The sequence below is a fragment of the Arthrobacter sp. T2-23 genome (assembly GCF_055398325.1).
Genome location: NZ_AP027917.1, coordinates 462,236 through 474,650 on the forward strand (window position 1 = coordinate 462,236; position 12,415 = coordinate 474,650).

The 12,415-nt window shown below is 71.1% G+C and carries 10 protein-coding genes; 7 read left to right on the forward strand and 3 right to left on the reverse strand.

What is annotated here, in order from left to right:
- Positions 1 to 17: 17 nt before the first annotated feature.
- Complete coding sequence (locus ACZ5Z0_RS02155; protein ID WP_464109689.1) at positions 18 to 2,567, reverse strand: cation-translocating P-type ATPase; 2,550 nt, start codon at positions 2,565 to 2,567, stop codon at positions 18 to 20.
- A complete protein-coding gene (locus ACZ5Z0_RS02160) occupies positions 2,567 to 3,850 on the reverse strand; it encodes a class I SAM-dependent methyltransferase (RefSeq protein ID WP_464109690.1) in 1,284 nt (427 codons plus the stop codon). The genes ACZ5Z0_RS02155 and ACZ5Z0_RS02160 overlap by 1 nt, the downstream gene beginning before the upstream one ends.
- A gap of 477 nt (positions 3,851 to 4,327) precedes the next feature.
- Between ACZ5Z0_RS02160 and ACZ5Z0_RS02165 the strand changes: the two genes are divergently transcribed.
- The 4 genes from ACZ5Z0_RS02165 (at position 4,328) to ACZ5Z0_RS02180 (ending at position 6,676) form a co-directional block, all read left to right on the forward strand.
- The gene (locus tag ACZ5Z0_RS02165) at positions 4,328 to 5,020 is read left to right on the forward strand and encodes an alpha/beta hydrolase family protein (RefSeq protein WP_464109691.1); all 693 of its coding nucleotides are present in this window, start codon (positions 4,328 to 4,330) and stop codon (positions 5,018 to 5,020) included.
- Positions 5,017 to 5,943 (forward strand): amidohydrolase family protein, encoded by a 927-nt coding sequence (locus ACZ5Z0_RS02170; protein WP_464109692.1) that lies wholly within the window; start codon positions 5,017 to 5,019, stop codon positions 5,941 to 5,943. Before ACZ5Z0_RS02165 ends, ACZ5Z0_RS02170 begins: the two co-directional genes overlap by 4 nt.
- Before the next feature lie 64 nt (positions 5,944 to 6,007).
- On the forward strand, positions 6,008 to 6,229 hold the full coding sequence (locus tag ACZ5Z0_RS02175; protein ID WP_464109693.1) for a hypothetical protein: 222 nt from the start codon (positions 6,008 to 6,010) through the stop codon (positions 6,227 to 6,229).
- A gap of 51 nt (positions 6,230 to 6,280) precedes the next feature.
- Positions 6,281 to 6,676: a VOC family protein gene (locus ACZ5Z0_RS02180; RefSeq protein ID WP_464109694.1), complete on the forward strand. Its 396-nt coding sequence runs from the start codon at positions 6,281 to 6,283 to the stop codon at positions 6,674 to 6,676.
- A gap of 20 nt (positions 6,677 to 6,696) precedes the next feature.
- Here the strand turns inward: ACZ5Z0_RS02180 and hrpB are convergent, their stop codons facing one another.
- The gene (gene hrpB / locus ACZ5Z0_RS02185; RefSeq protein ID WP_464109695.1) at positions 6,697 to 9,372 is read right to left on the reverse strand and encodes an ATP-dependent helicase HrpB; all 2,676 of its coding nucleotides are present in this window, start codon (positions 9,370 to 9,372) and stop codon (positions 6,697 to 6,699) included.
- 133 nt (positions 9,373 to 9,505) lie between these two features.
- Here hrpB and ACZ5Z0_RS02190 point away from each other — a divergent pair, with 133 nt between their 5' ends.
- From ACZ5Z0_RS02190 to ACZ5Z0_RS02200, 3 genes are all read left to right on the forward strand, one after another.
- Positions 9,506 to 9,772 carry a hypothetical protein gene (locus ACZ5Z0_RS02190; RefSeq protein WP_464109696.1) on the forward strand — a complete coding sequence of 89 codons (267 nt, stop codon included), beginning with the start codon at positions 9,506 to 9,508 and terminating at the stop codon, positions 9,770 to 9,772.
- Positions 9,773 to 10,074: 302 nt separating this feature from the next.
- Positions 10,075 to 11,118, forward strand: coding sequence for an NAD(P)-dependent alcohol dehydrogenase (locus ACZ5Z0_RS02195; RefSeq protein WP_464109697.1), 1,044 nt, complete (start codon positions 10,075 to 10,077; stop codon positions 11,116 to 11,118).
- 196 nt (positions 11,119 to 11,314) lie between these two features.
- A complete protein-coding gene (locus ACZ5Z0_RS02200) occupies positions 11,315 to 12,340 on the forward strand; it encodes a class I SAM-dependent methyltransferase (RefSeq protein ID WP_464109698.1) in 1,026 nt (341 codons plus the stop codon).
- Positions 12,341 to 12,415 lie beyond the last annotated feature (75 nt).

Genomic DNA, 12,415 nt, shown 5'->3' on the forward strand with positions numbered 1-12,415 from the left:
AAAGGGAGGCACCCGCGTCAGGAGCGGCGGAGGGTCTTGTAGATTTCAAACCACGAGACGCCGGCGGCCCCCGCCAGGATGGCCAGCAGCCAGTCGCCCGCCGCGAGCGGGCCCAAATTGAAGGCGCCGCGCAGCCCGGGGACGCTCAGCAGCACCACCAACAGCAGGGCCGCGCCGCCGACCACCCACTTGAGCGTGCGGTTGCGGCGCTCGCGGAACGTGCGCCAGACCGGCAGCCGCCAGGACCGGTTGACCAGGATCAGCGACAGGTTGCCGGTGACGAGGGTGGCGAACGAGACCGAGCGGATCACGTCGTCGGGCCGCCCGGCGCCGAGGCTCCAGAGGTAGACGCCGACGACGGCCGCGAGCACGGAGAGCCCCTGGCAGGCGGCGATGGTCAGCACCCGGCGGCCGAAGATCCCCTGGCCGGCCTCACGCGGCGGCTGGTCCATGATCGCCGGGTCGATCTCCTCGGCTTCGAAGACCACGGAGCAGGCGGGGTCGATGATGAGTTCGAGGAACGCGATCTGGACCGGCAGCAGCACCAGCGGCCACTCGCTGACGAAGACGGGCAGCAGGGACATGCCGACGATCGGGACGTGCACGGCGATGGTGTAGGCGAGGGCCTTGCGCAGGTTGTCGAAAATGCCGCGGCCCTGGCGGATGCCGCCGGCGATCGAGCTGAAGTCGTCGTCGGTGATGACCAGGTCGGCGGACTCGCGGGCCACGTCGGTGCCGCGCGCGCCCATCGCAATGCCGATGTCCGCCGCGCGGAGGGCAGGCGCGTCGTTGACGCCGTCGCCGGTCATGCCGACCACTTCGCCGTTGGCTTTCAGGGCACGGATGAGCCGCAGTTTCTGCTCCGGTACCATCCTGGCGAAGACGCTGACGGTCCGGATGCGCCGGGCGAGTTCATCGTCCGTCATGGCCTCCAGCTCGGGACCGGTGATAACGCCGGACCCATGGTCCAGGCCGATCTCGCCGGCGATGGCCAGGGCGGTTCCGGGGTAGTCTCCGGTAATCATCACGGTGCGGACTCCGGCGCGGGCGCAGGCCGCGACGGCGTCGGCCGCGCCGGGCCGCAGCGGATCGTGGAGACCGACGAGGCCCAGGTACTCGAAGGCGAAATCGGCCTGCTGTGCCGGTAGGCGCCCGGCCCGGTCAAACGATGCGCGCGCCACGGCCAGGACGCGCTGGCCGCTGGCGGTGGCCACTTCCACCTCTGCCATCAGGACTGCGCGCCGGCCCGGGTCAAGGCGGCACAGTGTGGCGATCGCTTCCGGGGCGCCCTTGGCAGCCACGACGTAGTGGCTTCCGTCGGGGGCGCGCCAGACGTGCGAGAGGGCGAGCAGGCCCTCGGAGAGCGGGTATTCCCGGATGAGGTCCCAGTCGGCGTGCAGATGTCCGGAGCCGTTGAGATACCGGGCACCCACGGCCTTGAACGCCTTGTCCATCGGGTCGAAGGGGTCCACCGGGGAGGCGAGTACACCGAATTCGGCGATCGTGTGGAATGCCTCCGGCAGCGGCCCGTCATCGAGGGTGTGGCTCCGGGCACCGACCACCAGTTGGCGCACGGTCATGCTGTTCAGCGTCAGGGTGCCGGTTTTGTCGACGCAGATGACGGTCGCCGAACCGAGGGCTTCAATGACCGGTGACCGCCGGGTCAGGACGTGCTTTTGCGACATCCGCCAGGCCCCGAGGGCCAGGAACACGGTAAGCACCACCGGGAACTCCTCGGGGAGCATCGCCATCGCGGTCGCGATCCCGGCCAACAGGCCCTCCAGCCAGTTTCCGCGGGTCAGCCCGTACACCGTCACGACGACGGCGGCGGCCGCGAGTCCGAACACGGCCAGGTAGCGGACCAGCCGGTCGATGTCGCGCTGCAGCGGCGTGGGTTCATCCTCGATGGACCGCAGTGCGGAGCCGATCCGGCCCAGTTCCGTTCCCGCTCCGACGGCTTTGACGCAGGCCAGGCCGTGGCCCTTGACCACCAGCGTGCCCGAGAAGACCCAGGGCGTCGCGTCCCCGCCGGGGCGGCCCATCGCTTCCTCGGCAGTGCCGGCCGGGCCCGGCGCCTTGCGCACGGGGACGGACTCCCCCGTCAGGGCGGACTCGTCCGCCGAGAAGTTGCGGGCCTCCAGCAGCACGGCGTCGGCCGGGACCCGGTCCCCCTCGGACAGCAGTGCGATGTCCCCGCGCACAACGTCACGTCCGGCGATGCGCACCTGTTCCCCGTCGCGGAGCACGAGGGCCCGCGGCGAGGACAGGTCCCGCAGCGCCGCGAGGGCGTTCTCCGTCTTGCGCTCCTGGTAGATGGAAATGCCGATCACCACGACCACGAAGGACATCAGCAGTACGCCGTCGAGCGGTTCGGCGAGAAGGAAGTTCACCGTACCGGCGCCCAGTAGGAGCAGCAGCATGGGCTGGCGGATCACGGCCCAGGCCTGTTGCAGGAGGTTCCGCGGTTTAGCGGTCGGCAGCTCGTTCGGCCCCTCGGCGGCCAGCCGCCGGGCCGCCTCCGCCGAGGAAAGCCCCTCTGCTACGGCGGCGCCGGGTTCCGGTGCCATCAGAGCCAGGCGGTCCGGCGCAGCGGGGGTGCGGCTCCGCCGGCGCGTTGCACCAGGACCTGGTTGACTCCCGTGGTTCCGGCTTCGAATCCCAGGGCGCTGGCGGCCATGTAAAGCCGCCAGACCCGGGCCCGGCCCATGCTGCTGGCCTGCACGGCCTCGTCCCAGTGGGTTTCCAGGTTCTGCACCCAGGCCCGCAGCGTCAACGCGTAGTGCGGGCGCAGGGCCTCGACGTCGAGCACTTCCAGGCCGCCGCCCTCCAGGGCGCCGACCATTTCGGCCAGGCTCAGCATCTCCCCGTCCGGGAAGACGTAGCGCGGAATGAAGGAATTCGGATCCGGGTCGGTGGGGCCCGCATTCCAGGAAATGGCGTGGTTCAACAGCCGGCCGCCGGGACGGAGCAGCCCGTGCAGCCGGGAGACGTAGTGGCCGATCTGTTCGCGGCCCACGTGCTCGGACATGCCGATGGAACTGATCGCATCAAACGGGCCGTCGTCCACGTCACGGTAGTCCTGGATCCGGATCTCCACGCGGTCCGTCAGGCCCGCCTCCGCGACCCGCTTGCGCGCAAGTTCCGCTTGTTCGGCGGAGAGCGTGACTCCGACGACGTCGGCGCCGTAGCGTTGCGCGGCGTGCAGGGCGAAGCTGCCCCAGCCGCAGCCGACGTCCAGCACCCGCATCCCGGGTTGGAGGCCGAGCTTGCGGCACACCAGGTCGAGTTTGGCTTCCTGGGCCGCGTCCAGGCCGGTTTCCGGGCTCTCCCAGACGGCGCAGGAGTACACCAGGGACGGCCCGAGCACGAGCGAATAGAAGCGGTTGCCGACGTCGTAGTGGTGCGAGATGGCGGCGGCATCGCGCTTCCGGGAGTGGCGGCGGCCCTTGCGTGCCACGCGGGCTTCTTCCGGGGGCGGCGCTGGGTTGCGCCCCAGGGCGCCGAGCCGGACCGCCGCCGTGGCCAGGGTCCAGAGTTCCCGCGCCGTGGGCCGGCGGAACGGCCCGGGTTCGGCAAATTTACCCGCCGAACTGAGGGCAGCGAAGCTGGCGAAAATGTCGCCCGGCGCCTCGATGTCACCGGCCACGTAGGCCCGGCTCAGGCCCAATTGCCCGGGCGAGTAGAGGATCCGCCGGAGCGCCCGGCGGGAGTGGAACACCAGCAGCGGTGCCCCGGCCGGACCGGCTTCCGAACCGTCCCAGGCGCGCAGCCGAAGCGGGATGTCCTTGGTACCGAGCACAATGGCCAGCGCCCCGGCCAGCCGCGCCGCGGCCCCAGCAGTGGTTGACATGCTTCTTTTCCTCTCAGCCGGTGGCTTGCCCCAGCCCCAATCTATTGGCAACCGGGGCGCCCGAACAGGGGCCGGACGTCCCGGAAGCGCAGGCTCCGGCGACTGTCCGGGTGCCGGTGCTGGTGCTCACCGTGGCCGGTGGTTAGGGTGGCTCACATGGCTGAGGCTTTTTCGTCACTCGTGGACGCGTTCAAGAATGTCGGGGTGTCCCGGGCGTACGGCGACGCCGTGCAACTCGGCGGCGAGGAACTCATCCCCGTGGCGCTGGTCTCCTTCGGTTTCGGCGGGGGGAGCGCGCCCGCCTCCGACGAAGCTCCGGCAGGGGCCGGCGGCGGGGCGGCGGCTTCGTCCTGCCCCTCGGCGTCTACGCCCGCAGCCAGGGAGGATGCATCGTGTTCCGGTCCAACCCCATCGCCCTGCTGGTGGGCCTGGCCCCGGTGGCCTGCGCCGTGGGTTTGACCCTGCGCGGAATCCTGCATGCCCGCCGCTGAGCTTCCGCTCAGCATCGACGTCGGCGGCAGCACGGTCTCGGGCGTCTATGCCCGGCCCGCCAGCCCCGTCGCGACGCTGGTCGTGGCCCACGGCGCCGGCGCCGGGATGGAGCACCCGTTCCTGCGCGGCTTCACTGCCGCCCTGAACGACGACGGCGTCGCCACGCTGCGCTTCAACTTCCCGTACCGCGAGGCGGGACGGAGGTTTCCGGACCGGCCGCCGGCGGCGATCGCGGCCTGGCGCGCCGTCATGGAGGCTGCCGCCGCCCGCTCCGAGGGCGAGCCACTGTGGGCCGGCGGCAAGTCATTCGGCGGCCGGATGGCGTCGATGGCCGTGGCGGAGGGCATGCCCGCGGCGGGGCTGGTGTACCTGGGCTATCCGCTGCATCCCCCGGGGAAGCCCGAGAAGCTGCGCGACGAGCACCTCTACGGGCTGAAACTGCCGATGCTGTTCCTCCAGGGCAGCCGTGACACCTTCGCTACCCCGGAGCTGCTGGAGTCCGTGGTGGCGCGCATCGGGCCCGCCGTGACGCTGCAGTGGTGTGAAGGTGGCGACCATTCCTTTGCCGTGGCCGGGACCAAGCGGGCGCCGGAGGAGGTCGGGGCGAGCCTGGCACCCGCGGTGGCGGAGTTCATTCGGCGGCACAGCGAGGACCGGGCAGATAAGGGCACGCCGTGACCGGGCCGGAAACCCGCAGCGGGCGGCCGGGACCACTGCGGGACAGCGATGTCCCGGCCTGGTGGCAGCGGCTGGGACTGCCGGGTCTGATCGATATCCACACACATTTCCTCCCCGAGCGGATGCTGCGGCGGGTCTGGGCGCATTTCGACGAGGCCGGACCGCTGGTGGGCCGGCCGTGGCCGATCACCTACCGCACGGACCAGGACAGCCGGTTGGCCCAGCTTCGGGCACTGGGGGTCCGCCGCTTCACCGCCCTCGCCTACGCGCACCGGCCCGGGATGGCCGCAGACCTCACGGATTTTGCCCTGGATCTCGCCGCGGCGGAGCCGGACTGCGTGCCCAGCGCCACCTTCTACCCGGAGGACGGCGTGCTGGGCCAGGTCGCGTCAGCCCTCGACCGTGGCGCGAAGGTCTTCAAGATCCACGCCCAGGTGGGCGGCTTCGACCTGCGCGATCCGGTCCTGGACCCAGTCTGGGGACTCCTTGCGGAGGCGGCCAGCCCCGTGGTGGTGCACGTGGGCAGCGGCCCGGTCCCGCGGGCCGGGTTCACCGGCCCGGACAAGCTCGAGGGCGTGCTGCGCCGGCATCCCGGACTGGCCGCCGTCGTCGCGCACCTGGGCACGCCGGAGTATGGCGAGTTCCTGGCCCTGGCCGAGAAATACCCGCGCGTCCATCTCGACACGACGATGGCGTTTACCGATTTCTTCGAAGGGGTGGCCCCGTTCCCGGTCCGGCTGTTGCCGAAGCTCGCGGAGTATGCGGACCGGATCGTGCTCGGCAGCGACTTCCCGAACATCCCGTACCCGTACGCACATCAGCTGGAGTCCCTCGAACGGCTCCGCGACAAGGAGCCACGGCTCGACGACGACTGGCTGCGTGCGGTCTGCTGGGGCAACGGGGAACGCCTGATCGGCAGCTGATCCCCGCTGCTCCGGTTGCGGCGGGTGGTTCCCATTAAGGCTCCGAGGCTGAAAGATGGTGCCCATGAGCAAACCATACGAATCCTCCCGGCGCGTGGAATCCGACAATCCCGAGGCCGTAGTAACAGCCGTCCGCGAGGCCACCAGCGAACTCCGAGACGAGCTGCAGCGCAACGGGATCGACGTCAGCTTCCAGGACCTGGCTCTCCTCGGCCACTCGGAATCCTGGGACGGCGAGGGCCAGCGCTGGGTCCATGTGGCCTGGGACGGGGCCGAGGCCGGGTAGCGCTCGTTCAATGGCTGGTCCTCCGGACGCGCCCGGGAATACTATGCCCTCATGGGTGCCAAGCTCTTTGCCTACCTCAGCTACCCGGACGCCCCCGCGGCCCTGGCGTGGATGGAACGGGTAGGGTTCGACGTCGTCCGACGCCAGGATGGGCCCGCTGGCCGCGTTGTCCACGCGGAAGTCCGGCTCGGTGATGCCGTCCTGATGGTGGCGAGCGACGACGCCGACTACCAGCGGGCCGGCCTGCTCGGCCACTCCACGGGCCAGGGCCTGTACCTGCTGCTGGACGACGTCGACGATTTCTACCGCAGGGCTGTGGCCGCCGGCGCCACCAGCGTCATCGAGCCCGAAAGCACGGAGTGGGGTGCCCGGCGGACGCGGGTGCTGGACCCCCAGGGGCGGGAGTGGAGCGCCGGGACCTACGAACCGGGCCTCCCCGAAGACTGACGCGCCGCCCCCTTGATCGGTTACATCCGGCTTTTGACCTTCGCCGTCGCGGGCGCGGTCCACGGGTCCTCCGGCCAGGGGTGCTTAGGGTAGCGTCCGCGCATCTCGGCCCGGACCTGCGCGTAGGGCCCGGACCAGAAGGACGCCAGGTCGTCGGTCACCGCGAGCGGCCGCCTGGCCGGCGAGAGCAGGTGGAAGAGCACCGGCACCCGACCATCCACCAGGCGCGGCGTCTGGTCCCAGCCGAAGCACTCCTGCAGCTTGACCGCCACCACCGGCCGGCCGTCGTCGTCCCCGGCGTCGGGGTAGTCGATTCGGATCCGCGAGCCGCTCGGTACCGCCAGCGTCTCCGGCGCCAGCTCCGCCAGCCGGGCCGCTTCGGGCCAGGGCAGCAGCCGCCGCAGCGCGTCGGCCAGGCCGATGCCGCTGGTGGGCGCCCCGGCGGCCAGGGCCTCGAGCTCGGGTGCCAGCCATTCGTCCAGCCGTGACAGCAGGGCCGGCTCGGACATGTCGGGCCAGGGCTCGCCGAGTTCACGGTGCAGCAGGGCAAGGCGGCGGCGCAGGGCGTCCGCGGCCGGGGACCAGCCGATCACTTGGAGCCCAGCCCGTTCCACGGCACGCGACACCGCGGTGCGGCCTTCCACCGCGGTCGGCCGCACGGGAGTCGACGAGAGCACGATCGCGCCCAGTCGGCGCTCCCGGCGGGCCGTGACCTTGCCCTGGCCGAACGCCGCCTCCACCGTGTCGCTGAGCAACTGGCGCGCCGCGGCTTCCGCGGCTTCCGCCGTCAGCGGCGCGGCCGATCGGATGACGGCCCCGGTGCCAGCCGCGTCGTGCCCTTCGGCGCGTGAGACCTCGGCGACGGCCAGCCACTCGTGCCCGGAGAGGCGGCTCCCGGCGGGAAGTCCGGCCCGCGTGCCGGACGAGAGCAGGTACCGCTCCGCCGATCCCGGGACGCGGCGGGCCACCCGGTCCGGGAAGGCAAGGGCGACGACGAACCCGGTAGCCTCCGCACTGCCCGGGGCCACTCCCGGCACCGGCGCGGCCGGGCTGACGGACTCCTCAGCGCGCACGATTGCTTCCATCCGCCGTACGTCGTCGGCCCAGCGTCGGGAGCCTGGGTCCCGGCCGGAACGCAGCGCATGCAGGAGTCCGGGCAAATCGGCGCCGGGGGCGCGCTGCCCCCCGGCGACGACGGCAACGGCTTCCGCGGCGGCGCGGACCCCGACGGCGGACGCGCCGTCCAGCAACGCGCGCGCGAGCCGGGGGTCAGCGGGTACCCGGGCCAGCGTCTTGCCCAGCTCCGTGGCGAGGCCGGCGGGTCCGACGGCGCCGAGTTCCCGCAGCACGTCGACGGCCTCGTCCATCGCCGCCTTGGGCGGGGCGTCCGGGAGCGCCAGCCCGCTGCCGCCGGGGGAACCCCAACAGGCCAGGACCAGGGCGGCCGCCGTGAGGTCGGCGACGGCGATCTCCGGGGTCTGTTGTGCCGGGGCGGCGCCGTAGCTTTTCTGGTCGTAGCAGCGCACCACCCGTCCCGGCCCCTGGCGGGCGGCCCGTCCGGCGCGCTGGTCAGCGGAGGCCCGCGAGCTGGAGACCGTGACCAGGCCAGTCATACCGCGCCCGGAGTCCCGGCGCGGCTCACGGGACAGACCGGAATCGACCACCAGGCGGACCCCCGGAACAGTCAGCGAGGACTCGGCCAGCGCGGTGGAGACGATAATCCGAGCGGGTTCGCCGGGCCGGCGGCCGGACACGGCACGGTCCTGCGCGTCGGCGCCGGCCTGTCCGTGCAATTCCAGCACCTCCGCCCCCACCCGTCCGCGCAACCGGCCCGCGACGTGGGAGACCTCCCGCGCTCCCGGAACGAAGACCAGTGCGTCGATGTCCTCTCCGCCGGCCAGCGCCGCGGCATGCGCGTGCGCAGCCGTGTCCGCTACGTGGTCCAGGAAGGTCCGTGTCACGCCGCGGGCGTCGAGGCGGGGACCCGGGGCGGGCACCCACTGGACTTCCAGCGGGTACAGTGCCGATGCGCAGCCCACGACGGGCGCCGCTGCTGCGGCGTCGTGGGGGGCGTCTCCGGGCGGGGTGTCTCGGTGCGGGGCGTCCCCCAGCAGGGCGGCAAATCGGGGCGCGTCCAGGGTTGCCGACATCGCGACGAGGGTGAGGTCACCCCGCAGCTGGCGGACCTCCGCGAGCATGCCGAGCAGCAGGTCGGTCTCCAGGCCGCGTTCATGGACCTCGTCGAGCACCACGGCGCCGGTGCCGTCCAGGCCCGGATCGGCCAGCAGCCGGCGCAGCAGGATGCCGGGCGTCACGAACTCGATCCACGTTCCGGGGCCTGCTTGACGGTCTCCACGAACCGTGTAGCCGACCCGGCCGCCGAGCTTGCTGCCGTCCAGCTCGGCGAGGCGCCGGGCCGCGGAACGCGCTGCGACGCGGCGGGGCTGGGTCACCACGATGCGCGGCGGGCGGCTGCCGCCGCCGTGCTGCAGGGTGAGGTTGGCCAGCAGCGGAGGCACGAGCGTGGTTTTGCCGGATCCCGGCGGTGCCTCTACCACCGCAGAGCCGGAAGATCCCCCCGCGTGCAGCACGTCCCCAAGGGTGCCCAGCGAGCCGGCAAACACGAGGCCGGCTCCAATCCTCTCGAGATCGAAAGGCCGGTGAGCTGGTTCGTGGGCGGAGGGCGTTGAAGTCACCCCTCCATTGTCCCCGCAAACGGCTCGCGGCCCGGTTCGCTCCGTGACCCCGGGCCCCGGAATCCGTTGCCGTGTCGTGGCGCGCCGGAAAGTACGGGAGACTGGAATCCTCCCGATGACGAAGGCGGAACCATTGATCAAGCTCCAGCAGGACGCCGAAGGCTTCATTCGCATGAAGCGGCACTTCCCTGCCAGCACGCCCATCACGATCACCTTCTCCGACGGATCCAGCGAGGAATTCACCGGCCAGCAGCTGAACGCGGCGTACGACGACGCCCTCGCCGAGTACCGGGCGCAGAACCACCTGGACGCGAAGGGTTTCTCGCGGGCGCCCAGGAAAAAGGCCGACTCAGGCAACATGATCGAGTTCGTCCGCGTCCACCCGGGCATGGGCAGCTAGCCGGCAGAGTAGGGAGGGCCTGCCAGTACCTGTACCAGCAGGGACTCCCGCGCCGCCGCCGGGCGCGGTTAGCTGGATCCGTGGGCATTTACAGCACCGCGCGGGCCATGGTCCGCAAAAATCCGGTCCGCTGCGGAACATTCCGGCCCGGCATGGTGTTGGCCCATACTGTGGCCCGGACGGAATGCCGTCCGGCCACCGCGCCATCGTGGGCCGACAGGTTCCGAGGCGCCCCCCAAGCCCCTGGACCTACTCCTCTCCCCCACGACCGTAACCGCTCAATCGACTCTTACTGGAGAAGAATGCTTACCGTAAACGCATACGCCGCCCCGTCCGCCTCCGAGGACCTTGTCCCCACCACCATCCAGCGCCGCGACGTCGGCCCACACGACGTCCTGATCGAGATCAAGTTCGCCGGCATCTGCCATTCTGACATCCACACGGTCCGCGGCGACTGGGGACCGCAGTCCTACCCGCTCGCCCCGGGCCACGAGATTGCCGGCATCGTCACCGAAGTCGGCTCGGCCGTGACCAAGCACGCCGTCGGTGACCGCGTCGGCGTCGGCTGCATGGTGAACTCCTGCGGCGAGTGCGCCAATTGCCAGGCCGGCGAGGAACAGTACTGCCTTAAGGGCAACACCGGCACCTACGGCGCCGTGGACCGCGACGGGACCATCACCCAGGGCGGCTACTCCACCCACGTCGTGGTGACCGAAGACTTCGTCGTCAGGATCCCTGAGGGCATCGAGCTCGACGTCGCCGCGCCCCTGCTCTGCGCCGGCATCACCACCTACTCGCCGCTGCGCCACTGGAACGCGGGCCCCGGCAAGAAGGTGGCCGTCGTTGGGCTCGGCGGCCTGGGCCACATGGCCGTCAAGATTGCCCACGCGATGGGTGCCGAGGTGACCGTCCTCTCGCAGTCGCTGAAGAAGCAGGAAGATGGCCTGCGCCTCGGCGCGGACCACTACTTCGCCACGAGCGACGAGAATACCTTCACCGAGCTCGCTGGCAGCTTCGACCTGATCATCAACACGGTCAGCGCCTCGATCGACATCAGCTCCTACTTGCAGCTGCTGAGCCTCGACGGCACCATGGTCAACGTCGGCGCCCCGGCAGAACCGCTGCCCGTGAACGCGTTCGCCTTGATTGGCGGCCGACGCTCCTTCGCCGGCTCCATGATCGGCGGTATCCGCCAGACCCAGGAGATGCTGGACTTCTGCGCCGAGCACCACCTCGGGGCCGAGATTGAGGTCATTCCGGCCGAGAAGATCAACGAAGCCTACGAGCGTGTGCTCGCCTCCGACGTGCGCTACCGGTTCGTGATCGACACGGCAACCCTGGCCTAGCCTGCGCGGCGGCTTCGCGACGCGGTTCCAGGTTGCCGCCGTGCAAACGGTCCGGTGCTACGGGGATCCCCGTAGCACCGGACCGTTGCCGTATCGCGCGACCATTTCCGTCGCAGAAACCGCCGCCAGGCCCTCCGGCCCTTGCCGGCCAGGGTGGCTGTGGAGGAGGATGGCCGGCAACCCCAGGAGGCCTTCCATGGCGCAGCTCGGCAGGCCTAACCCCGCGGCGGCAGCGTCGTTCCGCCTGATTCAGCTGGCGCTGCTCCCGCTGGGGGCAGCCGGCTACCTGTGGGCTCTGCCCAGGCTGCTCGTCTACAGCCATCGGACCGCCGTGTCCGCCACCCTGCTCGCGTCGCTTTACTCCCGGTACATGCAGCACCGGCTGGGGACACGGGCGGACGGGCCCGCGGCGCGGCTGATGGTGGTGATGCCGAATGTCTCCCGGATCGGATTCGGCCTGGTGGCGGTGCCGACGGCGGTGGCCCACCGTCTCACCGGCTACGTGCCCAGGATCTACCGGTACCCCTATGAAGGAAAGCCGCCCTTGAGCCATCAGGAGGCGGCGCGGACCAGCTTCTACGACGCCGCCCTCGTGCGGCACCTGCCCGGCATCGACCAGCTCGTCATCCTCGGCGCCGGCTTCGACACGCGAGCCTACAGGCTTCCCGCGGCCGGCGGCCCGCGCTGCTTCGAACTGGACAGGCCCCGCACCCAGGCCTTCAAACTCAGCATGCTCCAGCGGGCCGGACTCCCCGCCCGCACGGCGAGCTACGTGGCGGCCGACCTCCGGGAGGACGACTGGTACGACAGGCTCGAGGCGGCCGGCTTCGACCCGCGCCGGCGGTCATTCTTCCTCTGGGAAGCGGTGACCATGTACCTGGACCGCCCGACCGTCGAGGAGACGCTGCGCCGGATCGCCGGAACCGCTCCGGGCAGCGTGGTTGCCTTCGACTACTTCTCCGCCCGGACGCTCGCTTCCCGCTCGCCCTACATGCGCTTCGCCCGCGCCGCCACCGCCTTTGCGGGCGAACCCCTCGGCTTCGGCATCGACACCACGCCACCGGCCCGGGACCGCGTGACTGATTTCCTAAGGCCCTTCGGCCTGGCGGTGGAGGAGCACCGGAACTTCGGCCGGGAATCCCGACGGCGCGGGGCGCCGGCGGGATTCGTCACCGCCGTCGTCGGCCGGACGGCGGAACCACCGGCGGCCAGCCGGCGTTAACCTTCCGACGGTCTTCCCGTTGCCTGGATATCACCCTCCGGAAATGCGGCTGCAATATAGCGGGTGCAAGCTGGA

Excerpts from the sequence above, each read along its gene's own strand:
- ACZ5Z0_RS02175 (WP_464109693.1), top strand. The coding sequence starts at position 6,008 with ATGAGCAAACCATACGAATCCTCCCGGCGCGTGGAATCCGACAATCCC.
- ACZ5Z0_RS02155 (WP_464109689.1), bottom strand. The coding sequence starts at position 2,567 with ATGGCACCGGAACCCGGCGCCGCCGTAGCAGAGGGGCTTTCCTCGGCG.
- ACZ5Z0_RS02160 (WP_464109690.1), bottom strand. The coding sequence starts at position 3,850 with ATGTCAACCACTGCTGGGGCCGCGGCGCGGCTGGCCGGGGCGCTGGCC.
- ACZ5Z0_RS02180 (WP_464109694.1), top strand. The coding sequence starts at position 6,281 with ATGGGTGCCAAGCTCTTTGCCTACCTCAGCTACCCGGACGCCCCCGCG.
- ACZ5Z0_RS02200 (WP_464109698.1), top strand. The coding sequence starts at position 11,315 with ATGGCGCAGCTCGGCAGGCCTAACCCCGCGGCGGCAGCGTCGTTCCGC.
- ACZ5Z0_RS02195 (WP_464109697.1), top strand. The coding sequence starts at position 10,075 with ATGCTTACCGTAAACGCATACGCCGCCCCGTCCGCCTCCGAGGACCTT.
- ACZ5Z0_RS02165 (WP_464109691.1), top strand. The coding sequence starts at position 4,328 with ATGCCCGCCGCTGAGCTTCCGCTCAGCATCGACGTCGGCGGCAGCACG.